Source organism: Aeromonas simiae (assembly GCF_014892695.1).
In the GTDB taxonomy this organism is placed as follows: Bacteria; Pseudomonadota; Gammaproteobacteria; order Enterobacterales; family Aeromonadaceae; genus Aeromonas; species Aeromonas simiae.
Genome location: NZ_CP040449.1, coordinates 2,012,501 through 2,035,480, shown reverse-complemented (window position 1 = coordinate 2,035,480; position 22,980 = coordinate 2,012,501). Strand labels below are relative to the sequence as shown.

24 protein-coding genes and 1 tRNA gene (1 of these 25 running past the window's edge) are annotated in these 22,980 nt (G+C 61.5%); 13 read left to right on the top strand and 12 right to left on the bottom strand.

Translation table 11 applies throughout. The features are described from left to right. Nucleotides 1-40: 40 nt before the first annotated feature. The 3 genes from FE240_RS09635 to FE240_RS09625 form a co-directional block, all read right to left on the bottom strand. Nucleotides 41-784, bottom strand: coding sequence for an amino acid ABC transporter ATP-binding protein (locus FE240_RS09635; protein WP_193000537.1), 744 nt, complete (start codon nucleotides 782-784; stop codon nucleotides 41-43). Next, nucleotides 768-1,742, bottom strand: coding sequence for an amino acid ABC transporter permease (locus tag FE240_RS09630; protein WP_302341731.1), 975 nt, complete (start codon nucleotides 1,740-1,742; stop codon nucleotides 768-770). Before FE240_RS09630 ends, FE240_RS09635 begins: the two co-directional genes overlap by 17 nt. A gap of 63 nt (nucleotides 1,743-1,805) precedes the next feature. Continuing rightward, nucleotides 1,806-2,585 (bottom strand): transporter substrate-binding domain-containing protein, encoded by a 780-nt coding sequence (locus FE240_RS09625; protein WP_193000535.1) that lies wholly within the window; start codon nucleotides 2,583-2,585, stop codon nucleotides 1,806-1,808. 368 nt (nucleotides 2,586-2,953) lie between these two features. Here FE240_RS09625 and FE240_RS09620 point away from each other — a divergent pair, with 368 nt between their 5' ends. Beyond that, nucleotides 2,954-4,108, top strand: a complete 1,155-nt coding sequence (locus FE240_RS09620) for a GGDEF domain-containing protein (protein WP_193000533.1) — start codon at nucleotides 2,954-2,956, stop codon at nucleotides 4,106-4,108. A gap of 43 nt (nucleotides 4,109-4,151) precedes the next feature. Here the strand turns inward: FE240_RS09620 and rnk are convergent, their stop codons facing one another. The 5 genes from rnk to FE240_RS09595 form a co-directional block, all read right to left on the bottom strand. Beyond that, nucleotides 4,152-4,559 (bottom strand): nucleoside diphosphate kinase regulator, encoded by a 408-nt coding sequence (gene rnk, locus FE240_RS09615; protein ID WP_042048345.1) that lies wholly within the window; start codon nucleotides 4,557-4,559, stop codon nucleotides 4,152-4,154. Nucleotides 4,560-4,784: 225 nt separating this feature from the next. Then, nucleotides 4,785-5,510, bottom strand: coding sequence for a substrate-binding periplasmic protein (locus FE240_RS09610; protein ID WP_193000525.1), 726 nt, complete (start codon nucleotides 5,508-5,510; stop codon nucleotides 4,785-4,787). 63 nt (nucleotides 5,511-5,573) lie between these two features. Then, nucleotides 5,574-6,248 carry a hypothetical protein gene (locus FE240_RS09605; protein ID WP_193000523.1) on the bottom strand — a complete coding sequence of 225 codons (675 nt, stop codon included), beginning with the start codon at nucleotides 6,246-6,248 and terminating at the stop codon, nucleotides 5,574-5,576. A gap of 49 nt (nucleotides 6,249-6,297) precedes the next feature. After that, nucleotides 6,298-7,662, bottom strand: a complete 1,365-nt coding sequence (locus FE240_RS09600) for an alkaline phosphatase (protein WP_193000521.1) — start codon at nucleotides 7,660-7,662, stop codon at nucleotides 6,298-6,300. Nucleotides 7,663-7,672: 10 nt separating this feature from the next. Then, entirely contained in the window at nucleotides 7,673-9,058 is a 1,386-nt protein-coding gene (locus FE240_RS09595; protein ID WP_193000520.1) for an alkaline phosphatase, read from the bottom strand. A gap of 211 nt (nucleotides 9,059-9,269) precedes the next feature. Between FE240_RS09595 and FE240_RS09590 the strand changes: the two genes are divergently transcribed. From FE240_RS09590 to FE240_RS09575, 4 genes are all read left to right on the top strand, one after another. Continuing rightward, entirely contained in the window at nucleotides 9,270-9,722 is a 453-nt protein-coding gene (locus FE240_RS09590; RefSeq protein ID WP_193000519.1) for a type III secretion system chaperone family protein, read from the top strand. Between the two features lie 197 nt (nucleotides 9,723-9,919). Continuing rightward, a tRNA-Ser gene (locus FE240_RS09585) sits at nucleotides 9,920-10,007 on the top strand. A 322-nt stretch (nucleotides 10,008-10,329) separates the two neighbouring features. Next, nucleotides 10,330-11,247, top strand: coding sequence for an IS5 family transposase (locus FE240_RS09580; RefSeq protein WP_193000518.1), 918 nt, complete (start codon nucleotides 10,330-10,332; stop codon nucleotides 11,245-11,247). A gap of 250 nt (nucleotides 11,248-11,497) precedes the next feature. Then, nucleotides 11,498-12,115 carry a YagU family protein gene (locus tag FE240_RS09575; protein WP_042048337.1) on the top strand — a complete coding sequence of 206 codons (618 nt, stop codon included), beginning with the start codon at nucleotides 11,498-11,500 and terminating at the stop codon, nucleotides 12,113-12,115. Nucleotides 12,116-12,306: 191 nt separating this feature from the next. Here FE240_RS09575 and FE240_RS09570 read toward each other — a convergent pair whose 3' ends face one another. Then, a complete protein-coding gene (locus tag FE240_RS09570) occupies nucleotides 12,307-13,275 on the bottom strand; it encodes a GlxA family transcriptional regulator (protein WP_193000517.1) in 969 nt (322 codons plus the stop codon). On the opposite strand from FE240_RS09570, the gene FE240_RS09565 reads away from it, so the two are divergent. Next, the gene (locus FE240_RS09565; RefSeq protein WP_226798781.1) at nucleotides 13,274-14,290 is read left to right on the top strand and encodes an MBL fold metallo-hydrolase; all 1,017 of its coding nucleotides are present in this window, start codon (nucleotides 13,274-13,276) and stop codon (nucleotides 14,288-14,290) included. The genes FE240_RS09570 and FE240_RS09565 overlap by 2 nt on opposite strands. Before the next feature lie 45 nt (nucleotides 14,291-14,335). On the opposite strand, the gene FE240_RS09560 is transcribed toward FE240_RS09565, so the two are convergent. Further along, the gene (locus tag FE240_RS09560) at nucleotides 14,336-15,070 is read right to left on the bottom strand and encodes a UTRA domain-containing protein (RefSeq protein WP_193000516.1); all 735 of its coding nucleotides are present in this window, start codon (nucleotides 15,068-15,070) and stop codon (nucleotides 14,336-14,338) included. A 186-nt stretch (nucleotides 15,071-15,256) separates the two neighbouring features. Between FE240_RS09560 and FE240_RS09555 the strand changes: the two genes are divergently transcribed. Genes FE240_RS09555 through FE240_RS09530 form a run of 6 tightly spaced genes read left to right on the top strand, consistent with a single transcriptional unit; the run spans nucleotide 15,257 to nucleotide 20,510 of the window. Beyond that, a complete protein-coding gene (locus FE240_RS09555) occupies nucleotides 15,257-16,303 on the top strand; it encodes an ABC transporter substrate-binding protein (RefSeq protein ID WP_193000515.1) in 1,047 nt (348 codons plus the stop codon). An 11-nt stretch (nucleotides 16,304-16,314) separates the two neighbouring features. After that, nucleotides 16,315-17,130, top strand: a complete 816-nt coding sequence (locus FE240_RS09550) for an alkaline phosphatase family protein (protein ID WP_193000513.1) — start codon at nucleotides 16,315-16,317, stop codon at nucleotides 17,128-17,130. Then, on the top strand, nucleotides 17,127-18,047 hold the full coding sequence (locus FE240_RS09545; protein ID WP_404800017.1) for an ABC transporter permease: 921 nt from the start codon (nucleotides 17,127-17,129) through the stop codon (nucleotides 18,045-18,047). Before FE240_RS09550 ends, FE240_RS09545 begins: the two co-directional genes overlap by 4 nt. Further along, nucleotides 18,040-18,837, top strand: coding sequence for an ABC transporter permease (locus FE240_RS09540; RefSeq protein ID WP_226798780.1), 798 nt, complete (start codon nucleotides 18,040-18,042; stop codon nucleotides 18,835-18,837). Before FE240_RS09545 ends, FE240_RS09540 begins: the two co-directional genes overlap by 8 nt. Nucleotides 18,838-18,843: 6 nt before the next feature. After that, nucleotides 18,844-19,854 (top strand): ABC transporter ATP-binding protein, encoded by a 1,011-nt coding sequence (locus FE240_RS09535; protein ID WP_193000511.1) that lies wholly within the window; start codon nucleotides 18,844-18,846, stop codon nucleotides 19,852-19,854. Next, nucleotides 19,854-20,510, top strand: coding sequence for an HAD family hydrolase (locus FE240_RS09530; RefSeq protein WP_193000509.1), 657 nt, complete (start codon nucleotides 19,854-19,856; stop codon nucleotides 20,508-20,510). The genes FE240_RS09535 and FE240_RS09530 overlap by 1 nt, the downstream gene beginning before the upstream one ends. 46 nt (nucleotides 20,511-20,556) lie before the next feature. Here the strand turns inward: FE240_RS09530 and FE240_RS09525 are convergent, their stop codons facing one another. Next, on the bottom strand, nucleotides 20,557-21,723 hold the full coding sequence (locus tag FE240_RS09525) for a benzoate/H(+) symporter BenE family transporter (protein ID WP_193000507.1): 1,167 nt from the start codon (nucleotides 21,721-21,723) through the stop codon (nucleotides 20,557-20,559). A gap of 79 nt (nucleotides 21,724-21,802) precedes the next feature. Here FE240_RS09525 and FE240_RS09520 point away from each other — a divergent pair, with 79 nt between their 5' ends. Continuing rightward, nucleotides 21,803-22,375: a helix-turn-helix domain-containing protein gene (locus FE240_RS09520; protein ID WP_193000498.1), complete on the top strand. Its 573-nt coding sequence runs from the start codon at nucleotides 21,803-21,805 to the stop codon at nucleotides 22,373-22,375. Here the strand turns inward: FE240_RS09520 and FE240_RS09515 are convergent. Beyond that, nucleotides 22,372-22,980: the 3' portion of an NnrS family protein gene (locus FE240_RS09515; RefSeq protein WP_193000496.1), read on the bottom strand. The gene runs 588 nt beyond the window's last position; only the last 609 of its 1,197 coding nucleotides appear in the window; its start codon lies beyond the right edge, outside the window; its stop codon occupies nucleotides 22,372-22,374. The two genes, FE240_RS09520 and FE240_RS09515, sit on opposite strands and share 4 nt — an antisense overlap.

Sequence of the window (22,980 nt, the reverse complement as noted above, 5' to 3'; positions counted from 1 at the left end):
GGGAGCCACAGGCTCCCCTTCTTGTCGTCGGCGACGAGGCTCAGAGCACTTGGCTTAGGAAACGCTGCAACCGCTCCGAGGGAGGGGCATCGAAGAAGCTGGCGGGGGTCTCATCGACCAGCAGCTCGCCGTTTTCCATGAACAGCACTCGATCAGCCACCTCGCGGGCAAAGCCCATCTCGTGGGTGACCACCACCATGGTCATCCCCTCGCGAGCCAGCTCCTTCATCACCTCCAGCACCTCACCCACCATCTCGGGATCGAGGGCGCTGGTCGGCTCGTCAAACAGCATGATGCGCGGCTGCATGGCGAGCGCCCGGGCGATCGCCACCCGCTGCTGCTGGCCGCCGGAGAGCTGGGAGGGGTAGCTCTGTGCCTTGTTGGAGAGCCCCACCTTGAGCAACAGCGCCTTGGCCCTGTCTTCGGCCTCCCGGCGTGTGAGCCCGCGCACCTTCTGCGGCGCCAGGCAGATGTTGTCGAGCACCGTCAGGTGCGGGAAGAGGTTGAAAGACTGGAACACCATGCCCACCTCTTCGCGCAGCTTGTTGACGTTCCCCGGCTCGGTCAGGCTGATGCCGTCGACCACTATGCTGCCGTCGTTGATGGTCTCGAGCTGGTTGAGGGTGCGCAGGAAGGTCGACTTGCCCGAGCCGCTTGGCCCCACGATCACCACCACTTCCCCCTCGGCCACCTGGGTGGTGACGTTCTTTAGGGCGTGCACCTCGCTGCCGTAGAACTTCTCGACCCCTTCGGCGCGGATGATGGGATCAGTTGCTTTTTGCATATTTCACCTCGAGACGGCGGACCAAGAAGGAGAGGGTGCCAGTGAGCACCAAGTAGAGCAGGGCCACGGTGAACCACACCTCGAACGGGCTGAAGGTGGAGCTCACCACCTCGCGGCCGGCCTTGGTCAGATCGGTGATCGAGATGACCGACACCAGGGAGGAGTCCTTGATCAGGTTGATGAACTGGCCGGCGAGCGGCGGCAGCACCCGCTTGAAGGCCTGGGGCAGGATCACGTAGCGCATGGTCTGGGCCGAGGTCATGCCGAGGCTGCGGCCCGCCTCCATCTGCCCCTTGTGGATCGAGCTGACCCCGGCGCGCACGATCTCGGCCACGTAGGCGCCGGTGAAGACGGCGAGCGCCGCCACCCCGGCGGTGAAACGATCGAGGTTGAGCACAGTGCCGATGAAGAAGTAGACGATGAAGATCTGCACCAGCAGTGGAGTGCCGCGGATGATCTCGACATAAGTGATAGACAGGTTGCGCAGGGCCGGGTTGGGGGAGAGGCGTGCTAGCCCCGCCAGAGTGCCGAGCAGGATGGCCAGGATCCCGGCGCAGAAGGAGAGTTTGACCGTCACCCAGACGCCGAGGGCGATGGGGCCGGCGGTCCATGCCTTGCGGCTGTCGATGGCATCGCCACGAAACACCATATCCCCTTCGGCCACCAAGGCGCCCTGGGCCGCCACCTTCTGGCGATGAGTGGGGTCCAGATCGTCTTGCAGCCACAGGGTGCCTTGGTCGGCCACCACGGTGCCGTCGAACTCGGCCATGCTCTTTTGCTCGTCTTGATAGACGATGTATTGCGGGATGCGCTCCCAGCGCCAGGTGTAGTTGACCGCCTGCACGGCCTGATAGATGGCATAGCCCGCCAGCAGCAACAGCAGCGCGAAGACGCCATGCCACAGCAGGGGGTTGGGCCGTTTCTCCATCTGACGCACGGGGTTGGGGGTTCGCACCATGACTACCTCTCGATTCGTGTGCAACGCCGGAAAAAAATGAGGGCGGCGGAGCCGCCCTCGGGATCACTTGAGCTGCTTGAGCCAGTCGGTGGATTCAAACCACTTCTTGTAGAGGCGGTCATAGCTGCCGTCCCCCTTGATCTGGCGCAGGTAGTTGTTCAGCCAGTTGATGAAGTCCGCATCCCCCTTGCGCACGGCCCAGGCCAGTGGCTCGAAGGTGAAGGGTTTGTCGAGGTGCACCACGGCGCCGGTGTTCTGGGAGGTGAACACGGCGTTGTAGGGCAGGTCATAGACGAAGGCATCGACCTTGCCGTTGATCACCTCCAGCTTGGCGTCATCTTGGGTCTCGAACTGGAATATTTGAGCCTTGGGGATGAGACGCTTGACCGCCTGCTCGCCGGTGGTGCCGAGCTTGACCGCGATCTTGTACTTGGGATCGTTGAGATCTTGGAACGAGGTGATGGTGCCAGCCAGATCCTTGCGCAGGACAATGGTCTGCCCGACCACAATGTAGGGCTCGGCGAAGTTGACGCGTAGGTTGCGCTGGGGGGTGACGGTCATGCCGCCCATGATGACGTCGAACTTGTCGGTGAGCAGGGCGGGGATGATGCCGTCCCAGGCGGTGTTGACGAACTCCACCTTGACGCCCATCTCCTTGGCGACCATTTTGGCGAGATCCACGTCAAAGCCGATGTACTGGCCCTGCTTGTTGGTCATCTCGAAGGGTTGATAGCCGGCATCAAAGCCAACGCGCAGGGTGCCGCGCTTGAGGATGTCATCGACGGTGCCAGCCTGGGCCAGCCCGCAAAACAGCATAAAGGAAAGGATCAGCGTTCTTATCATGGTGACGTCTCTGTCTGGGTTGTGTTCGGCCTTGAACCTGTGCCCGCATATCCACGCGGGGACATCTGCTGCATCCGGCAACAGGCAAGACATGGATGGTAAAGCCATGCCGAGAATATTTCAGCGCAGAGCAAAATTTCGCCAGATTCAATTAAATCTAGTTAAATCAATAAACTGTTTCGATATTTTGCGGCTGTTGCAGAAATAATATCTCGCCAATGCAACATATCTATCCTTATCGCCCGGTGCAAGCCTTTCTGTCAGAGGATTCGTGTTGAGAAAATGTTGCCCATCGAGTGATTTGCCAGGAGCCAGCGCGAAAGGCTTCTTTTATACTGCACCGACCTCTTCATCGCCCGCCTCGAATCATGGAAGCGCTGCTCCTTCGTCTCGATATCTACACCCTGATGCTGATGGCTCTGTTTGGCTACAGCCTTGGTTTTCTGACCCTCACGCTTACCTGGCTGGCACACAGGGACATTCCCGGCACCCTGTTGTGGTGGGCCTCGGGACTGCTGGCAGTGATCGGTCAGAGCGGTTTCGTGATGCAGATCCTCGCCCCCTTCACGGCGGGGCTGTGGGCGGGCAACGTCTTTCTCATTACCCATGTTGCCCTGACGCTGGCCGGGGTGCGCTGCTTTTTCCTACGCCCGGTACGCTGGCTGGTGTGGTGGTGCGGGGTGCTGCTGTTTGCTGCCATGATGGGGTGGGCTTTTGCGGTCAATTTGAACGTGGAGTACCGCATCGCCATCAGTAGCCTTGCCTTTATCTTCCTCTCACTGCTCACGATCTGGCAGTTGGTGCGCGACGGCTGGCGCGACTATCGACTGGCGGTCACCATGATGATCGGCCTCTTCGCCCTGCTCATTACCTTCACCTTGTTACGGCTGGCCCTGCTTGGCATTGAGGAGGTGGGCTCCCCCTTCCGGCGGCAGTTGGTCAATGTGCTGCCCTATGTCACCATGCTGATGGGCGGGTATTTGAGCTCCATCGGGGTGCTGCTGCTGTGCACCCACCACCGCACCCTGGCGCTGCGCGAGCTGGCCACCCGCGATCCACTGACCGGGGTGTTCAACCGGCGCGGTCTGCACCACATGCTGGGGCGCTGGCTGGGGCAGGAGCGGGTGGCACTGCTGATGCTGGATCTGGACGACTTTAAACAGCTCAACGACAAGCATGGCCATGAGCTGGGAGATAGAGTGATCCAGAAGGTGGGGCGCTATCTGAATGAGCGTAGCGATCTGGTGGTTGGCCGCTTCGGTGGTGAAGAGTTCGTGGTGCTGGCGCGCTGGGCGGACGAGGCGGCGGCCCGCAATGGCTGCGAGCGATTGCGGCATGATATTGCCGCCATTGAGGTGGACGAGGTGAGTATCACGGTGAGTGTCGGGATGGACTGGATGGCACCGGGTGAGGCCTTGTCACAGGCGTTGCAACGAGCCGATCAGGCCCTCTATCGGGCCAAACGAGAGGGCAAGAATCGGATCACGTTGTTTGAGACTGCCGTGATGCCGACCGCCCGGTAGCGGGGCTGGCATGGGGCACGCCAAGCCCCACGCCGCTGACGCCCTAGCGGTGCAGCTCGCCGGCCCGCTCCGGCTGATAGACCACTTCGAGGATCTCGACCTCAATCAACTGGCCGGAAGGGCCGGGCCAACTGATGTTATCCCCCACCTTCAGGCCGAGCAGGGCGCTGCCGACCGGGGCCAGTACCGAGATGCGGCTGCTCTCGCCCTTTACATCCTTCGGATAGACCAGGGTCAGGCTGTGCTCCTCACCGCTGGCAATCAGGCGAAAGCGTACGGTGGAGTTCATGGTGACCACATCGGCGGGCATCTGCTCCGGCTCGATCACGTCCGCGCGATCCAGCTCGGTTTGCAGCGGGTGGTTGAGGGCCTGCTGGGTCGGCAGTGTCTCAAGCAGGCGCTCGAGGCGATCGAGATCGAGGGAAGAGATCACCAGATTGGGCTGTTTCATCTCGGCATTCCTTATCGGTTTTAATGGTGATAACCACGCCCCTCCGTCCGGTGGGGCGTGCCTGGCAAGAAAAGATGGCTGAAAGCCCCCGGACACCAGCGCGTCACGGCGGGCTGCGTCGGGGGCTTAGAAGGGTGTGGGCCTGGAGAGGCAAAACATGATGCTGTTCATGGGGATACCATAACCAGATTGGCGCACTTTGGCAATTGGCGATAGGCGCACCGCTCAGGGGGCCTGGTAGTCGTACTGGGCCAGGATCCGGGCGAGCGAGCCATCCTGGCGCATCTGGGCGATCACCTGCTGCCAGCGAGCCGCCAAGGCGGTGGGGAAATCGGGGGCGGCGGCAAGATAGAGGTGGGTGCGCGCCAGCTCCTCGCCACGCACCAGTCGCTCCAGCGGCAGCCCATTTTGTTGCTGCTGGTAGCGCGCGGTATTCCATGAGGCTGCCCAGCCTTGAATACGCCCGCGAGCCAGCTTCTGGGCATTGAGTTGCTCGTCGTGGGCCAGTTCGATGCGCAGGTCACGGCGGCCATTTAGCCATTCATGGCTGAACGAGTCGCGCAGGGTGCCGATCAGCACGTTCTGCTGATCCAGCTCCTTGAGGGTCAGCGGCTCGGGGTGGTAGCGCCGATCGGTGAGCAGTACAAAAGACTCCTCAATGAGAGGGGCCACCCAGCTCAGGCGCTCGGCGCGTACCGGGCTCCAGGCCGGCGGCAGCAGCAGAGCATCGGGGCGGTGATGGATCTGGCTGAGGGCGCGGGGGAAGGGGAGTAGCTCGATGGTCAATGATTCGTGCAGGCGGCGGGCGGCCTCTTCCATTACTTCAATGGCCATACCCGTTGGCGCCCCCTGTTGGGGGCGGATCACAAAGGGGGGCACCTCGGCAGCCAGCAGCGTGACGGCGTGGGCCAGCGAGGAGTGCAGAAGACAGAGCAGAAGCAGCAGGCGCATAGTGACCGACTCGATAACAATATCGGCAGTTTATCACTTTGCCGCCGGACTCGCCGGGCTGTTTCAGTCGAAGAAGTCACGAATATCGAGTTCCTGGAAGCCATCCAGGCTCTGCCAGGGGAGGGCGGTGGGCAGGGCCTTGGGGGTGACCGTCATGCGATAGTGACGCCAGCCATCGAGACTGCCCGACTCCACCACCAGTGCCAGTTGCCGCGCCTGTGACCACAGCACCCGGGTACGCTCGTTGCCCTGCTCCTCCTGATACCAGCGCGCCCCCTCGGGGGCTGGCGTGTTGAGCGGCTGCATGCGGGTGAGGTGGGCCGGGTCGAACAACTGGCGCAGATTCGCCCAGTCGGGTTGAAAGTCCACCATGCCATATTCGGGGGCGGGCACCTCCACCACCTGTTTGTGCCAACGATCGGCGTAGCGTAGGTAGGGCTTGCCCTGTGCATCAGGCTCGACCCAGCGGGCCGCCATCTGATGAGTAAAGTGCTTGTGGCCGCTCTGGCGGTCATGGCGGGCATGAAAGGCGCGAGCCAGGGGCAGGGGGATAAGCCGCTCGCTCCATAGGGTGTCGCCGACGCGCAGCCAGCGCTCCTGCCAGCGGCTCTCCTTGACGATGCCATCCGGGGTGGTCGTTCGGGTTTCATAGGTGATCTGGGCCGCCTGATCGGGCAGCGGATTGGCGCCCGCCAGCGAGCTGGCCAGCAGTAAGGCGGTGAGGGGGAGTCGAATCATGATGCCTCTTTAAGCAAAAAGGAGGGGCGCTGGTGCGCCCCTTGCGCGGTTACAGGCCGAGGGCGGCCTTGATCTTGCCAAACACCTGGGTGTTGTCGAAGGTACCCTTGAAGGCGCGACTGCCGGGGCCATCGGCGAAGAGCATCACATCACCGCCGCCATGGGTCTCGGTGGTCATATACACGCCAGCCTCCTGCCGGTATTTATCGCCCATGACCAGCTCGCTGGTCAGCATGTTGCGGCTATTGGAGCGATTTTTGCCGTTACCAAATACCAACGTGGTGTAGGGGTTGCCGTCGGCGTCGAGGGCCGGGTTGCCCTCCTTGTCCTTGACCAGATCCAGCACAGGGTTGCCCTTGGCGGCGTAGCCGTTGAGGGTCATGGTGTGATCGTGGTCGGCGGTGACCACGATCAGGGTTTCCTTGAGATCCACCTTATCCAGCGCCGTCTTGACTGCCTCATCAAGGGCCACCGCATCGGTCAGCGCGCGCTTGGCAATGGTGCTGTGCAGGGCGTGGTCGATGCGGCCCCCTTCCACCATCAGGAAATAGCCTTGGTCGTTGGCCGAGAGCAGATCGATGGCCTTGGCGGTCATCTCGGAGAGCGAAGGTTGGGTGGCCGCGTCCCCCTTAGCCTGACGGTCGAGGTCATAGTCCAGGTGCGAGGTCTGGCTAAACAGACCTAGCACCCGGCCACTGTCGACGGCGGCCAATGCATGCTTGTCGGTCACATAGTGGTAACCCTGATCTTGCAGCTCCTTGGTCAGATCGCGGCCGTCGGCGCGCCCTTTCTGGTTGTCGGCGCTGTAAGGGGTCCAGTGGTTGGCACCGCCCCCCATCAGGACGTCGACCCCATCCTTGAGCGCACTGTTAAAGCCCGCCCCACCCGGGACGGTCTGCGCGGCGATGGCATAGGCTGCATTGCGGTGACAGATGTGGGCGTAGGTGGCGGCCGGGGTGGCGTGGGTCAGCTCGGTGGTGGTGACGGCGCCAACCGATTTACCCGCAGCCTTAGCCAGTTCAAGCAGGGTCGGTACTGGCTTGCCGTTGTCGCTGGTGCAGTTATTGATACCCTGGTTGCCATTGGCATCCTTGCTCGGCGCGACCGCGACGGTGTCGCTGCTCATGCCGATCACCTCGTTGTTCATCTTGACCCCCGTGGTGTAGGCGGCCATGGAGGGGGCGGAGTCGGTGGTCTGGGCATCGTTGGAGAAGGTCTTGATGCGCGCCGCGTAAGGCAGCTTCATCATCTCGAGATCCCCCTCTTCCCCCACCTTGTAGAGGCGGGTGGCGGTGAGTACGGCAGGGCCCATGCCATCCCCGATGAAGAGGATGACGTTCTTGGCATCGGCAGCCGAGGTGGCGGTGGAGGCGAGGGCCAGACCGAGCGCGATAGCGATAGTGTGCTTGTTCATGATGTTCTCCTTACAGCTCGGCGGCGGCCTTGACGGCGGTGAAGACGGCGGTGTTGTCCATAGAACCATGGAAGCGTTCAGCTCCTAGGCCGATGGCGCCGAGGAACACATCGGTACCGCCATGGGTTTCACTGCCGGCCACGTCGCTGATGCGCACCACCGCCTCTTGGGTGTAATCGTCGGCGCTGACGGTGGCCTCATCTAAGTTCTGGCGCGGCCCTTCGACCCGGTTGTGGCCATTGCCAAAGCCGATGATGGTGTAGTGCTTGCCACTGGAGTCCTTTGCCAGTTTGCCCGTGCTGTAGCTCTTGACCAGGCCAAGTACACCCGGATTGTCAGCGGTCGTCTTGCCGGTGCGCTTGGCATAACCGTTGAGCACCAGGGTGTGGTCGTGATCGGCCGTGACCACGATGAGCGTGTTCTTGAGGTCGGGATCGCTCTTTTTCACCTCGTCCAGCGCGGCCTTGATGGCGTCGTCGAAGGCGATCGTATCGACCAGCGCCCGCTTGGCGTTGGTGTCGTGCAGGGCGTGATCGATGCGCCCCCCTTCCACCATTAGGAAGTAGCCCTTCGGGTTTGACGTGAGACGGGAGAGGGCGCTGACGGTCATCTCGGCCAGAGAAGGTTCGCCGCTCTGGCGATCCAGCTCGTAGTTCATGTGGCTGCTGCCAAACAGGCCGAGCAGCTTTTTGTCCCCACTGGCGGCCTTGAGTTCACTCTCGTTGCTGACGTACTGATAGCCTTGGGCCTGCATCTCGGTGATGAGGTTGCGTCCGTCGCGGCGCTTGCCCTTCTCCGACTCGGGCAGGAAATGGCGGCTGCCGCCCCCCAGTACCACGTCGACCCCATCTTTGAGTGCGGCGTTATAGCCGGCGCCGCCAGGCACCAATTGAGCGGCGATGTCGTTTTCCAGATCCCGGTTGCAGAGATGGGCATAGGTGGCTGCCGGGGTGGCATGGGTGACTCGAGTGGTGGTGACCACACCGGTGGCTCGGCCGGCCTGTTTGGCCAGCTCGAGCAGGGTGGTGACCCCCTTGCCGGCACTCTTACTGCAGTCATCTTGCTGGGTGGCGGCGGCATCCATCGAGATGACGCCATTGTTACTCTTGACCCCGGTCATGTAGGCCGACATGGAGGGGGCTGAGTCGGTCACTTGGGAGTCGTTGGAGAAGGTCTTGATAAAGGCGCTCTCGGGCAGGGTATCGATGGTCAGTGAGCCCTCTTCCCCCACGCTGTAGATACGTGAGGCGGTGAGGGTGGTGATCCCCATGCCATCGCCGAGGAAGAAAATCACATTTTTTGGGGTGCTGCTGGCGCTGTCGGAATCGTTGCTGGAGTTGCAGCCGGCTGCCAGTGCGGCACCGATCAACAAGGCCAGTCCGGCCACTTTTTTCATCGTTATCACTCCTTGTATAAAGAGCCGGCAGGATAGAAGACGCGTGTGTCGCAAGGGTTTCAATCGAGTGACGTTAGTGTGAACGCCGCACCATCTCAGGGGATGATGCGTGAAACCATCGCTTAACAGGGTGGATAGGCGTACAGCGCTTTTGGTCTGTGACAATTTGGTTTAGACTGCGCCCCTCCACAGTGAAGAGTTCCTCCCAAGCATGAATACTCCCAGTTCCGAAATGGTGATGCGTTGGCTGCAAACGGCGCGCGTTGAGCACTATGTCTGCGATCAGTGCCACGGCATTCACATCGTCTCCCTGCAGTCGGTGGATGGCGTGCAGGAGAGCCGCATCTTCGTCGAAGAGGAGGGACTGCTCTTTTCCACTGAGCTGGAGCTGCGTCCTTCGGCCCTGCTGGCGGTGGTCTCCGATCTGGGGCGCCTTAACATGAACTACCCCTCGCTCAAGGTGTTTCTCGACGTGACCGACGACAGCCTGCCGCGCCTGGTGGTGGGCCACACCGTCTTTACCAAGGCGGGGCTCTCGGTCGAGCAGTTCCTGCTGTTTGTCAACAGCACCATCGCCGCCACTCATGAAGTCATTGCCGAGTGTGAGCGTGAGGCTTACCTCAACCTGCCCGAGATCCAGGTTGGTAACGCCGCCGTACACTAATTGCGCGAACAGACCGGCTTGCCCATAAATCGGTTGACGCCGCGAGGGGATTTCCCTAAAGTACGCCCCGTTCCGGCGCACAGCGCGGAGCAATGAATTGAGCAAGGTGTCCAAGTGGTTACCGGTCGACAAGATCGATATGAAAAGCGCGCAACACGTGCCTTACATAGCCAGCAAACATTACGCTGACAAAATTTGGTGAGGTGTCCGAGTGGCTGAAGGAGCACGCCTGGAAAGTGTGTATACGGCAACGTATCGAGGGTTCGAATCCCTCCCTCACCGCCAAATGATAAGCCCAAGCAATTCAATTGCTTGGGCTTTTTCTTTGCGTGCGGTTTTTGCTGTGCCTATATCCTGTCCACTCCAACGGAGAGACGGTCACTCGGCGGTATTGCTACTTCCCCCTGCCTTGTTGGAATTATGCCTTCCTAGCAAGGGGTTGGTTCATCTTCATCCCGCACCATGGTGGCGTGGTGCCCCTGATTGTGCTTGGCGACTCCCCATCTTGTGGCCATAAGGGGCGTTGTTTCCCAAATCGATGCAGCTTGAATGGAACTAACAGAGGACTTGGTGATCTGATCACCACCATCCTCTTCAAGTCTGCATTATGGGCAAGTCGCTTCACCCCATCACCAATTGGCCTAAATACAACAAGTCTTTGATTAACCGAGGTTCACTCACCTTCTGGGTTGATGCCGAAGTCATGAACAACTGGCTCTACCACGACCATCATGGGCGGCGGGGCCGCAGCCAGCTTTACACTGACCAGACCATCTGTACCTTCCTGATGCTCAAGGGAATTTTCAACCTCACTCTGCGGGCTACTCAGGGACTATTCGACTCCCTGTTCGAGTTGATGAATGTGCCGTTGTGCGCACCGGACTATAGCTGTGTCAGCAAGCGGGCCCGCACGGTGACCGTGACCTATCGGCAGCCCAGCAAGGGGCGCATCACCGACCTGGTTATCGACTCGACTGGCCTGAAGGTGTTTGGCGAAGGCGAGTGGAAGGTTAGAAAACATGGCGCTGAGAAGCGGCGAGTGTGGCGCAAGTTGCATCTGGCGGTAGACCCGGTGAGCCACGATATCGTGGCGGCGGAAGTCTCGCTGGAAAATGTCCATGATGCTGAGGTGTTGCCCACCTTGCTTAACCCTCTGCGGCGTAAGCTGGGGCGTGTTTATGCAGATGGCGCCTATGACAGCAAGGCCAGCCATCAGCTTATCTCGCGCAAAGGGGCGATAGCCTGTATCCCGCCTCGCAAGAGTGCGGGGCTCTGGAAAAAGGGGCATCCAAGAAATGAGGCTGTGCTGGTGATGCGCAAGGAAGGGTTGGCGCACTGGAAGAAGATATCGGGGTATCACCGTCGCTCGCTGGCAGAGACGGCGATGTACCGGTTCAAACAGTTGCTGACGGGGAAAATCAGTCTGCGTAACTACAACGGTCAAGTGGGAGAGGTCATGGCCTACGTGTGTGCGATGAACAAACTGAATACCCTTGGCCTACCTGTCAGAAAGCCCCGAGTGTAGCGCTCACCCTGGGCTGGGAACGTCATGACTTGCTGGCTGATTTGGGAAACAACGCCGCCATAAGGTAAAGAGGGTTTCGAACAGGGACTCACTTCGGTTACACTCCGGCGGCGCATGCAGACGGACTCTCTTTTCTCTGTCAAGGGCGATTGGCGTGCCTATGTGGGGCGCTGATGAAATTGCCAGAACGTGCATTATGGGATTGCCTTGATGTCTGTTTCGCACTCACCTCTTATCTGTTGGAGCTTATATGAATATTTTTGAGCAAACGCCCCCCTCGCGCCGTCGTTATGGGCTGGCGGCCTTTATCGGCCTTATCGCCGGTATCGTCTCTGCCTTTGTAAAGTGGGGGGCGGAAAATCCCCTGCCACCGCGCAGCCCGAGCGACCTCTTCAACAGTGCTTGCGCCCCTGAGTCGCTGCTGCGGGCCGCAGACCAGATCGACTGTTCGCGTAACTTCCTCAACCCGCCCTATGTCTTTTTGCGCGACTGGCTGGGGATTGCCGATCCCAACGAGGCGGTCTACACCTTCGCCGGTCACGTATTTAACTGGGTTGGGGTGACGCACATCCTCTTCTCAATCGTGTTTGCCGTGGGGTATTGCGTCGTTGCAGAGCGTTTCCCCAAGATCAAGTTGTGGCAAGGCCTGCTGGCCGGTGCGCTGGCACAGCTGTTTGTCCACATGATCTCCTTCCCGCTGATGGGGTTGACCCCGCCGCTGCTTAGCCTGCCTTGGTATGAGCATGTCTCGGAGATCGTCGGTCACCTGGTCTGGTTCTGGTCGATTGAAATCATCCGTCGTGATTTGCGTAACCGCATCACTCACGAGCCCGATCCGGAAATTCCGCTGGGGTCGGCCAGCCGATAATATGGCGTGCTGATGCATGGTAAAGAGCCGGCCCCTTTGGGGCCGGCTCTTTTATATGAGAAGTCTGTGGTGCTGGATGGGGGATAGGAAGCAATGAGGGGATGATGTTGACCTCAATGCTCCATACCCCGCATCTTGTCAGTGGACGTCATCGACGGCGTAATGCCAAAAAGAGTAAGAAGAGGCGAACACTATTTCGCCGCGCGGCTCTTTCCGAATACCTGGCGCCAGCCTCGGGGGCTGATCTGACATTTTTTCTTAAAGTGCTGGCGAAATGACACTGATGTTTGAAATCCAGTCAGCTCGGCGATTTTATCGATAGATAATGACGTCGTTTCGAGCAGTTCACGCGCCCGTTGCAGCCGCTCGTTCACGAGCCAATCACCGAGCGGTAAACCGGTGGCCTTGAGAAAGTGGCGGGTGAAGGTTCTCCGGCTCATGGTGGTTCGCTTGGCCAGCTCATCAATAGAGTGAGGCCGGGCAAGGTTTTCTCGCAGGTAATCGAGCAGCAGATTGATTTGGGCGTCTTGGGTTGATGAGGCTATCGGCTGCTCAATAAATTGGGCCTGGCCCCCTTCTCGGTGAGGGGGAATGACCAGTGTACGCGCAATTTTATTCGCAATCTGGTGCCCGTAATACTCCCGCACTATGTGCAAAGAGCAATCCAGTCCGGCCCCGGTGCCGGCAGAGGTGATCACCCGGTTGTCTTCGACATAGAGCGCATTCATATCGAGGGTAACGTTTGGAAAGCGCTGGCTAAAATCTGGCTCTGCCATCCAGTGGGTCGAGGCTCGCTTGCCATCGAGGAGCCCGGCATACGCGAGCACGTAGGCGCCATAACACAATCCCACCACATGAGCCCCCCTGGCGTGGGCAGACAATAATGCCTCCGTCAGATCTGGGGCGGGCGGCTCGTTAAGGTCGTGCCAGCCGGGGACGATCAGAATGTCAGCCGTTTTTGTGAGTTCGAGCCCGCCATCGGGTTGCACCGTTAATGCCCGTTCAGCCACCAGGCTTGGTGCGCCCGATGAGACGATCTTCAGGTCGAACAGGGGTTGGGTGGGCAGCTCTGCGCTGAACACCAAGTACGGCACTGCAAAGTGGAAGGGGCTAAAGCGGGGGTAGGTGATCAGCGCGACCACGGGTACGGCATCAGACATGGCGCTGTTTCTCTATGATGGTGGCCCAAATGTGTCGAAGCTTGTCTTTCAGGTCAATATTAAGTGGCGCTTGGCCCATTCACAATACGGTCTCACCTCAATACTTACGTGGAGCCGCAATATGCAACCCATGATCGCAATACGTGCCATCGCCATTTCCATGAGTGTCCTCGCCGGGAGTGTATTTGCTCAAGACGCAGTGAAAACCACAGAAAACGTGGCCGACCAGGTGGTGCAAATACAGCAAATTCGTAATGCAACCGCGAAGATCACGTATGCCGGAAAAATCTTTTTGCTCGACCCTTTTCTCGCCAAGAAAGGAGCCTATCCCGGTTTTGCGGGCACCTTTCACAGCGAATTACGCAACCCGCTGGTTGAGCTGCCGATGCCGGTAAATGACATCATGAAAGGTGTCGATGCGGTGATCGTCACCCATACCCATCTGGATCATTGGGATGGGGGGGATAATAATGCGATCCTTAAAGATCTCCCTGTATTTGTGCAGCATGAAGGGGATTCCAAGATCATTCGTGATCAGGGTTATCGCAATGTTCGCATTCTCAATGAAGACACCCTCTTTGAGGGGGTTCATCTGACGAAGATCGGTGGTCAACACGGCACGGATGAGATGTACGCTAATCCCCAGCGAGCCGCGCTGCTGGGCGAAGCCATGGGGGTGGTTTTCCACGCTCGTGGTGCGAAAACAATCTATTTTGTGGGTGATACCATCTGGCAAAAGGATGTCGATCACACGCTGGCCCAATTTAATCCCGACGTCATTGTCATCAACGCCGGCGATGCGCGCCTGGCGGGCTATACCGGCTCCATCATCATGGGTAAAGACGACATCATTCATGCCGCTCAAGTGGCACCGAAGGCGGTGATCGTCGCCACCCATATGGAAGCTATCAACCACATGACATTAAGTCGCAAAGCGCTTCGGGATCACGTTCAGCAGCACGGTATGCAAGAGCGTGTGCGTATTCCCGCCGATGGCGAAACCATGCACTTCTAATCTCGGCAGGGGCGAGCTTTCCCGCCCCTGAACGTCATAACGGCTTCATTCTTTTACGCTGCTTTCAAAACGGATCCGGATCGCATCGGTGCGCCAGTGCTCAATGTCGCCGTCCACTAATTGGCCGAAAGGATCGCAGTTGCGGCGCCGAATGCGCAGCACCTGGCTCCCTTCGGCGAGGTTCAAGCAGCGAGCCACCTCGCCGCGGGCGGCGGTGGCCTCAATCTCAAGGGTGGCCTGACCCTGCGCTATGCCAAAGCGCCGGGCATAGAGCTCGGTGAGCGACCCTTCTAGATCTTCGTTTTCTATCCCGACAAAGCGCGCCGCCAGCAGTTGGTGAGTCACGTGCAGCACAGGGCGCGCGTCGATGGTGCGCAGCCGCCGGATCTCGACCAGAGGCGTGAGCGGCGCCACCGCGAGCCACTCACACTGCTCGGCGCCGGCCAAGCGTTGGGTCAGCCCCAGCAAGCGGGTTGTGGCATGGCGTGCGGTGCTGTGGATCCAGTGGTGAAAGTGCAGGTGGCGCGCCGGCTCATAGGTGAGGCGCGCAGGAGAGACAAACCAGCCGCGCCGCTCGGCCCGGTAGATGAGCCCCTCGGCCTCGAGCCATTGCAGCGCCTCTTTCACCGTGATGCGGGTGGTGGCAAAGCGCTCGCTCAGGGCCCGCTCCGCCGGGAGTTGCTCACTTGGTGCGAGGGTGCCGCGCAGGATCAGATCGCGCAGGGCATGGGCAATGCGCTCGCTCTTGCGCACGGGGCCGTGTTCGATGGCAAAGGTCATAAGGGCTCCTTGGACTAGGCCAGAGCAGAGATACCCGCTGACCGTGACAGAGGGGTGACAGGGCCGTCGTTCGGTTAAAGCGGCACCGATTGTCACCAAAACGCCATCAAACTGCCCCGTCACCGTCATTTTCGGCCCCTAGCATCCCTTCTGACCTTAACTGACCTAGTCCAGAAGGATGGGATGATGAACGCACCACTCGTGACCGCCTTGGCCGTGATGGCCAGCCTGCAACCGGCCCTGGCCGCAGACTCGCTTGCCGACATCGAGAAGGCCGCCCGCCAGGAGGGGCAGCTCTATAGCATCGGCATGCCCGACAGCTGGGCCAACTGGAAGGAGACCTGGCAACAGCTCGGCAGCATCTATGGCATCAAGCATCAGGACACCGACATGAGCTCGGCCCAAGAGATCGCCAAGTTTGCCGCCGAAAAAGAGAATGCCACCGCCGACATCGGCGACGTGGGTGGGGCGTTTGGCCCGATCGCGGTGCAGCAGGGGGTGACCCAGCCCTACAAGCCCTCCACCTGGTCGGATATCCCGAACTGGGCCAAGGACGCCGACGGCCACTGGATGCTCGCCTACACCGGCACCATCGCGTTTCTCATCAACAAAGATCTGGTGAAGAAGAGCCCCACCTCCTGGGTCTCCCTGCTCGATGGCAGCTATAAGGTGACCTTGGGGGATGTGGGTGTGGCCTCCCAGGCCAACAACGGCGTGCTGGCGGCGGCGTTTGCCACCGGTGGCAACGAGAAGAACCTGAAACCGGCGCTGGATCTGTTTGGCAAGCTGGCCCAGCAGGGGCGGCTGTCGCTCAACGATCCCACCATCGCCAATATCGAAAAGGGCGAGGTGGAAGTGGGGGTGCTGTGGGACTTCAACGCCCTCAACTACCGCGACCAGATCGATCCCAAGAAGTTTGACGTGGTGATCCCAAGCGACGGCTCGGTGATGGCGGGCTACACCACCCTCATCAACAAGTGGGCCAAGAACCCCAACGCCGCCAAGCTGGCCCGTGAATACATCCTCTCCGATGCCGGCCAAATCAATCTGGCTCGTGGCTACGCTCGCCCCATTCGCAGCAATGTGGTGCTGCCGGACGAGGTCAAGGCCAAGCTGCTGCCGGCCGGGCAATACGCCAGCGCCAAGCCGGTGACCGATCACGCCGCCTGGGAGCAAAGCTCCAAGGCCCTGCCGCGCCAGTGGCAGGAGAGCGTCATGATCCACATGCAGTAAAGGAGCGTGTGATGCGACACAAGGTCATCCTGGTGTTGGTGGACGGCCTGTCGGCCAGGGTAGCCCATGGCATGGGCTACCTTGCCGCCTTGGTGGCGGCAGGGCAGGGGAGTCATCATCGCCTCGCGTGCGAGCTGCCCTCCCTCTCACGCCCCCTCTACGAGTGCCTGCTGACCGGCGCGAGCCCGCTGCAAAGCGGCATCACCCACAACGGGGTGAGCCGCCTTTCGAGTCAGATCTCCCTGTTTCACCTCGCCACCCGTCAGGGGCGCCGCACCGCGGCCGCGGCCTATTACTGGGTGAGCGAGCTTTACAATGTCAGCCCTTGGCAAGAGCACCATCGGTTTACCCATGATGACACGCTGCCCATTCAGCACGGCCTGTTTTATTGGGACGACGCTTACCCCGACAGCCACCTGCTGGCCGATGCCGAGGCGCTGCGTACCCGTCACGACCCCGATTTTCTGCTGGTGCACCCCATGGGGGTGGATGATGCGGGCCATCGCTTTGGCCTCGATTCCCCCGAGTATCGCAACCGCGCCCGCAAGATGGACACGCTGCTGGCGGGCGTGCTGCCCCATTGGCTTGCCGCCGGCTATCAGGTGGTGGTGACCGCCGATCACGGCATGAACGGCGATCGCACTCACGGCGGCACGTTGGATGAAGAGCGGCAGGTCCCCCTTTGGCTGCTGGGGGCGGCGTTCGATCATGGCGCCCCCGAGCGGGCCATTGCGCAAACGTCCCTGTGTGGCTTGTTGGCCGATCTGATGGGGCTTGAACACGACAAGGCGGCGCTCCCCTGGCTGTTGGCAGGGGAGGGGCGATGACCACACAACACGATATGACAGTGCGCCGCACCGCGCCGTCAACCACCCGGCCCATCAGAGTGCAGGGGGCGCGCTTGGTTCGCCGCGGGTTGCCGTTTCTCTGGCTGCTGCCCTTTGTCGCCCTGTTCTTGCTGTTTCAGGTGGCGCCGCTGATCTGGGTGTTGGTGGGCAGCGTGCAGACCCCGGACGGGGTGGGGCTCTCTCACTATCGCGCCATCTGGGACTCCCCCTTCTATCGCCAGTCATTTGGCAACTCGCTGAAAATTGGCCTCTGGTCGAGCCTTCTGGGGCTTGCCATCGCAACCCTAGGGGCGGCGGCCCTGCGCCACAGCGGCGAGCGGGTGCGCCGGGTGATGCTCGCTTTTGTCACCATGACCGGGAATTTCAGCGGCGTGCCGCTGGCATTTGCCTTCATCATCGTGCTGGGGGTCAATGGCGCCCTGACCCTGCTGCTGCGCCAGTGGGGAGTCATTGAGGGGTTTAACCTCTACTCGGGTAGCGGTCTTATCCTCATCTACACCTATTTCCAGATCCCGCTGGCCTTGCTGCTGCTCTATCCGGCGTTCGATGCCCTGCAAGATGACTGGCGCGACGCGGCGGCCCTGCTCGGGGCCTCCCGCACCCGCTATGTGTGGCATGTGGCGTTGCCGGTGCTGGCCCCGGCGCTGTTGGCCACCTTTATCATTCTGCTGGCCAACGCGGTGGGGGCCTACGCCTCGGCCTATGCACTCACCACCGGCAACATCAATCTGGTAACCATCCGCATCGCCAGCCTGGTGTCGGGGGACATCTTCCTCGAGCCCAACCTCGCCGCGGCGCTGGCGGTCTGGCTGATGGCCGGCTTGAGCCTGGTCACGGCCTTGAATCAATGGCTCATTCGCCGCGCCCAGCGCCACAAGGAGGCTACCCATGGTTGATGTCTCTCACGCCGCGAGCCCCCCTTCGCCGTCGGCCCCGCGCTGGGCCCGTGTCAGCTTATGGGCCTTGAGCGCCCTGTTGCTGCTGCCCCTGCTGGCCACCTTGCTCTATTCGCTCTCGAGCCGCTGGGGGGCGACCCTGCTGCCAGACGATCTGACCCTGGCCTGGTATGGCAAGCTGTGGAGCGATCCCCGTTTTCTGGCCGCCTTTGGCCGCAGCCTGTTGGTCTGCGTTGGGACGCTCCTGCTCGGCACCTTGGTGCTGGTGCCCCTGGTGCTGGTCATCTTCTATTACGCGCCGCGCCTCGATCCCTGGATGAACTTGCTGATCCTGGTGCCCTTTGCCGTGCCCCCCGTGGTCTCGTCGGTGGGGCTCTTGCAGATCTACGCCGACTCGCTGGTCGGCACCCCGTGGGTGCTCATCGGCACCTGGTTCACCATCATGCTCCCCTTCATGTACCGGGCGCTGGCCAACAACCTGCAGGCGATCCCGCTCAAGGATCTGATGGACGCGGCCCATCTGCTCGGCGCCACTACCCCGGTGGCCTTCATGCGGGTGGTGCTGCCGTGCCTGCGCAAGGGGCTGCTCTCGGCCCTGTTTCTGTCGCTTTCGTTCCTGCTCGGGGAGTTCGTGTTTGCCAACATGCTGGTGGGCACCCGCTATGAAACCTTGCAGGTCTACCTCTACAACATGCGCTCCACCTCGGGTCACTTCACCAGTGCCTTGGTGATGAGCTACTTCTTGCTGACCCTGGTGTTCACCTGGGCGGCCAACCGTTTTAGTCGGTGACATCCCATGTTTCATCTCGAAGTGAGTCAACTGCACAAGTCCTACGGCGATACCCCGGTGTTTGCCGGCATCGAGTTTGGCATCCGCAAGGGGGAGCTGGTCACCCTGCTCGGCCCCTCGGGGTGTGGTAAGTCGACCCTGCTGCGCGCCATCGCCGGTTTGACCGAGGTCGACAGTGGCAGCATTCAGGTGGCGGGGGAGGCGATCACCCACCTGGCGCCGCAACAGCGCGGCATCGGCATGGTGTTTCAAAGCTATGCCCTGTTTCCGACCATGACGGTCTATGACAACGTCGCTTTCGGCCTGCGCATGAAGCCGCAGCCGGGGCGTGAATTGAATCGCGCCGTGCGTGAGGCCCTCGAGCTGGTGGAGCTCGCCCACCTAGCCGAGCGCTACCCGGCGGCCCTCTCCGGTGGTCAGCGCCAACGGGTGGCCCTAGCCCGCGCCCTGGTGGTGCGCCCGCGCATCCTGCTGCTCGATGAGCCGCTTTCGGCCCTCGATGCGCGGATCCGCCGGGTGCTGCGCAGCCAAATTCGCGACATCGTGCGCCGGCTTGAGCTCACCACCTTGTTTGTCACCCACGATCAGGAGGAGGCGATGATCCTCTCGGATCGGGTCTTTTTGATGGAGCAGGGGCGCATCGTTCAGGCCGGCACCCCGGAGGCGATCTACACCCGCCCGGCGAGCCGCTTCGTGGCGGGCTTTATGGGCAGCTACAACCTGCTTGAACCTGAGATCGCCAGCCGCCTGCTGGGGCGCCCCTTTACGCGCGCCGTGGCCCTGCGCCCCGAGACTCTGAGCCTGGCCCAGTGCGCCGCCGAGGGGGAGGGGCGGCGGGTGTTGCCCGCCGTGGTGGAAGAGGCGCAGCTGCTTGGCAACGTGGTACGCTACCGGGTGCGCTGCGGCGACACCGACTTCACCGTCGATGCCCTCAACCGCAGCGCCAAGGAGTTGCACCCCGTGGGACGCCCGCTACAGCTGGTGATTCCGCTTGACCAACTGTGTGAGGTGGCGTGATGGCGCTGGCCCTGTTTGATCTCGATGAGACCTTGCTGCGTGGCGATAGCGCCAGTCTCTGGCTCGAATACCTAGTGGAGCAGGGGCTGGCCCCGGCCGACATGCTGGCCCGCGAGCAGGCCATGATGAACCTCTACCACCAAGGCAAGATGGACATGCACGCCTACATGGCCTTCACCCTGGCGCCGCTGGCCGGCAAGGCGCGCGCCTGGGTCGACGGCCACTGTCAGCACTTTTGCGAGCAGTGGCTGTTGCCGCGCCTCTACCGTGAGGGGCTCGATCGCATCGCTTGGCACCAGCGGCGGTGCGATACCCTGGTGCTCATCTCCGCCAGCGGCGAACACATCGTCGCCCCTGTGGCCCGCGCCTTGGGGATGGATCACTGTATCGCCATCGAACTGGATATGGTGGATGGACGGCTTACCGGTGAGACGTGCGGGGTGCTGAGCTTTCGCCAAGGCAAGGTGGCGCGCCTGCATGAGTGCTTCGGCAAGGCCTGCGCCGGCAGCTTTGCCTACAGCGATTCGATCAACGATCTTCCCTTGCTCGAATGGGCCGAATTTCCCCACGCCACCAACCCGGCCAAGGCCTTGCGCGAGCTGGCGCAGGCGCGTCATTGGCCGGTGCTGGAGTGGGATAAGTCCCTCCTTGAGTGAGAGCATGGAAGAGAAATAGACAGGCCCAGTAGGGCCTGTCTATTTCTTAGCGGCAGAGGGGGGGCGGTGATCTGCGTTGCCACTGCCACACCAGGGCGCCAAGCAAGATCCCCCAGAAGGCCGAGCCGATCCCAAGCCAACTGATCCCAGAAGCGGTCACAAGGAAGGTGATGAGGGCACTCTCGCGGCTGGGCTCTTCGGCCAGTGCGCCGTGCAGGCTGCTGCCGATGGTGCCGAGCAGTGCCAGCCCCGCGATGGCGGCAACCAGGGCCGGCGGCAAGGCGGCAAACAAGCTCACCACGCTGGCGGCAAACAGACCGCTCATTACATAGAAGATCCCGGCCCAGACGGCGGCGGGCCAGCGCCGTGCGGGCGCCTCGTCGACCTCTTTTCCCATGCAGATGGCGGCCGTGATGGCGGCTAGGTTGTAGGCAAAGCCGCCGAATGGCGCGAGCAACAGGCCGGTCAGGCCGGTCCAGCCAATGAGGGGGGAGGCCTTGGGGTGATAACCGTGGGCATGCAGCACCGCCATGCCGGGCAGGTTTTGGGAGGCCATGGTCACCACGAACAGCGGGAGCCCCACCCCGATGAGGGCATGCCAGGAGAAACGCGGGCTCATCCACACCGGCTCGGTGAGCAAGAGGGTGACGCCATCGAGGTGAAACGGGGTCAGCCACCCGGCGAGCAGGGTTCCGCCAATGAGGACCACGACCATGACCAGGCGAGGGACGCAGCGCTTGGTCAGCAGATAGAGGGCCAGCATGCCGAGGATCAGCAAGGGGGCATCGGGCAGCGGTGCAAACAGATTGATGCCAAAGCGCAGCAGCACGCCGGCCAGCATGGCCGCCGCCAACGGTTTGGGCAGCACCCGCAGCAGTTTATCGACGCTGCCGCTTAAGGCCAGCAGCACCATCAGCGCCGAGCTCAACATGAAGGCGCCGATGGCCTCACCCAGGCTCACCCCCGTTAAGCTGGTGGCCAGCAGGGCGGCACCCGGGGTTGACCAGGCGGTGAGCACCGGAATGCGGTAGTAAAGGGAGAGACCAATACAGGTCAACCCCATGCCGAGCCCCAGCGCCCACAGCCAGGAGGCCGTCTGGGCGGCATCCGCTCCGGCCGCGGCGGCGGCCTGCAAGATGATCACCACCGAGCTGGTGTAGCCGACCAGCACCGCCATGAAACCGGCACTGAGGTGAGAAAGCGAGAAGGGCATGGGTGCTCCGTGCGTTATAACGTACAATTGTCCTCACTATAGTGATGAGCGTTATAACGCACAAGAAGGAGATGCCCCCATGACGGATCCCCTCGTCCTCCCCCCGGGACAGCAGATCGCCGCCCGCATGCGCGAGCTGCGCCAGACCCTGGGGTGGAGCCTGGATCGCACCGCTCAGGAGACCGGCGTCAGCAAGGCCATGTTGGGCCAGATTGAGCGCGGTGAGTCGAGTCCGACCGTGGCGACCCTGTGGAAGATAGCCACTGGCTTTAAGGTCTCGTTTTCGAGCTTTCTCGATGGCCCCATGCCGGATGCCACCACGACGCTGTTTCGCTCGGCGAAGCGCCTGCGCCGCCAGCCGGGCGAGGCGGGCATGCTGGTGGCCCCCCTCTTTCCGTTTGATCCCACGCTTGGGTTTGAACTCTTCGAGCTGACCCTGCTACCTGGCTATGAGCGCGAGTCTGAACCCCATGAGCGCGGAGTGAGTGAGCATGTGGTGGTGCTGGAAGGGGAGATGGAGGTGCTGATAGAGGGGCAGTGGCACCGCCTGTTGCGGGGAGAGGCGGTGCGCTTTGCCGCCGATCTCCCCCATGGTTATCGCAATCTGGGTGAGGCCGCGGCCCGCTTTCATAATCTCATTCGTTATCCCTAACCAGGACGGCCATCGATGCGGGGTTGGCTCAGGATGGGCAGATAGACCCAGGCAAACAGGCCGTAGGCGATGACCCAGCCCCAGGCTCCCCCGTGCCAGGCGGCGAGCGTCTGGCTCGGCAGCAGCAAAGGGAGGGCGGCGCGCAGCAGGGCTGAGAGTAGCAACAGGGCGAAGGCGACGCTGATGCGCTTGCCTATCGCCAGCGCTCGCCCTGTGTGGCCGAGGGAGACACGCGCCATCATGGCGAGGATCATGCCCCCCATGGCGCCGGCACTCAGGAAATGGCTGGCGCTCGATAAGGTCAAGGCGCCGCCAAGCGTCCACCATCCCAGTGCGGCGAGGCCGAGGGGAATAAACAGATAGGCAAGGTGCAGCGACCAGAGCAGGGGGTGGGCTGCGGTGGCGCGCCAGCGCCAGCGTGATTGGCGGATCAGGTGAGCGAGGGCGGCGAGCGCGTAGAGCGGCGCCCAGGCCGGTTGTTGCAAAAGTGACGTGGGCAGCGCGATCCAGCTTACCAGCAGCAGCCAAAGCGACCCCAAGGCGATGCGCTCGAGCCAAATTCGTGGCTCTGGCTTGGAGGTCTGGGTAGCGCGCGAGGTGAAAAA

Excerpts from the sequence above, each read along its gene's own strand:
- FE240_RS09550 (WP_193000513.1), top strand. The coding sequence starts at position 16,315 with ATGCGACACAAGGTCATCCTGGTGTTGGTGGACGGCCTGTCGGCCAGG.
- FE240_RS09600 (WP_193000521.1), bottom strand. The coding sequence starts at position 7,662 with ATGAACAAGCACACTATCGCTATCGCGCTCGGTCTGGCCCTCGCCTCC.
- FE240_RS09590 (WP_193000519.1), top strand. The coding sequence starts at position 9,270 with ATGAATACTCCCAGTTCCGAAATGGTGATGCGTTGGCTGCAAACGGCG.
- FE240_RS09560 (WP_193000516.1), bottom strand. The coding sequence starts at position 15,070 with ATGACCTTTGCCATCGAACACGGCCCCGTGCGCAAGAGCGAGCGCATT.
- FE240_RS09635 (WP_193000537.1), bottom strand. The coding sequence starts at position 784 with ATGCAAAAAGCAACTGATCCCATCATCCGCGCCGAAGGGGTCGAGAAG.
- FE240_RS09620 (WP_193000533.1), top strand. The coding sequence starts at position 2,954 with ATGGAAGCGCTGCTCCTTCGTCTCGATATCTACACCCTGATGCTGATG.
- FE240_RS09520 (WP_193000498.1), top strand. The coding sequence starts at position 21,803 with ATGACGGATCCCCTCGTCCTCCCCCCGGGACAGCAGATCGCCGCCCGC.
- FE240_RS09595 (WP_193000520.1), bottom strand. The coding sequence starts at position 9,058 with ATGAAAAAAGTGGCCGGACTGGCCTTGTTGATCGGTGCCGCACTGGCA.
- FE240_RS09610 (WP_193000525.1), bottom strand. The coding sequence starts at position 5,510 with ATGCGCCTGCTGCTTCTGCTCTGTCTTCTGCACTCCTCGCTGGCCCAC.
- FE240_RS09570 (WP_193000517.1), bottom strand. The coding sequence starts at position 13,275 with ATGTCTGATGCCGTACCCGTGGTCGCGCTGATCACCTACCCCCGCTTT.
- FE240_RS09605 (WP_193000523.1), bottom strand. The coding sequence starts at position 6,248 with ATGATTCGACTCCCCCTCACCGCCTTACTGCTGGCCAGCTCGCTGGCG.
- FE240_RS09565 (WP_226798781.1), top strand. The coding sequence starts at position 13,274 with ATGGCGCTGTTTCTCTATGATGGTGGCCCAAATGTGTCGAAGCTTGTC.
- FE240_RS09540 (WP_226798780.1), top strand. The coding sequence starts at position 18,040 with ATGGTTGATGTCTCTCACGCCGCGAGCCCCCCTTCGCCGTCGGCCCCG.
- FE240_RS09545 (WP_404800017.1), top strand. The coding sequence starts at position 17,127 with ATGACCACACAACACGATATGACAGTGCGCCGCACCGCGCCGTCAACC.
- FE240_RS09630 (WP_302341731.1), bottom strand. The coding sequence starts at position 1,742 with ATGGTGCGAACCCCCAACCCCGTGCGTCAGATGGAGAAACGGCCCAAC.
- FE240_RS09530 (WP_193000509.1), top strand. The coding sequence starts at position 19,854 with ATGGCGCTGGCCCTGTTTGATCTCGATGAGACCTTGCTGCGTGGCGAT.
- FE240_RS09580 (WP_193000518.1), top strand. The coding sequence starts at position 10,330 with ATGGGCAAGTCGCTTCACCCCATCACCAATTGGCCTAAATACAACAAG.
- FE240_RS09535 (WP_193000511.1), top strand. The coding sequence starts at position 18,844 with ATGTTTCATCTCGAAGTGAGTCAACTGCACAAGTCCTACGGCGATACC.
- FE240_RS09525 (WP_193000507.1), bottom strand. The coding sequence starts at position 21,723 with ATGCCCTTCTCGCTTTCTCACCTCAGTGCCGGTTTCATGGCGGTGCTG.
- FE240_RS09575 (WP_042048337.1), top strand. The coding sequence starts at position 11,498 with ATGAATATTTTTGAGCAAACGCCCCCCTCGCGCCGTCGTTATGGGCTG.
- FE240_RS09625 (WP_193000535.1), bottom strand. The coding sequence starts at position 2,585 with ATGATAAGAACGCTGATCCTTTCCTTTATGCTGTTTTGCGGGCTGGCC.
- rnk (WP_042048345.1), bottom strand. The coding sequence starts at position 4,559 with ATGAAACAGCCCAATCTGGTGATCTCTTCCCTCGATCTCGATCGCCTC.
- FE240_RS09555 (WP_193000515.1), top strand. The coding sequence starts at position 15,257 with ATGAACGCACCACTCGTGACCGCCTTGGCCGTGATGGCCAGCCTGCAA.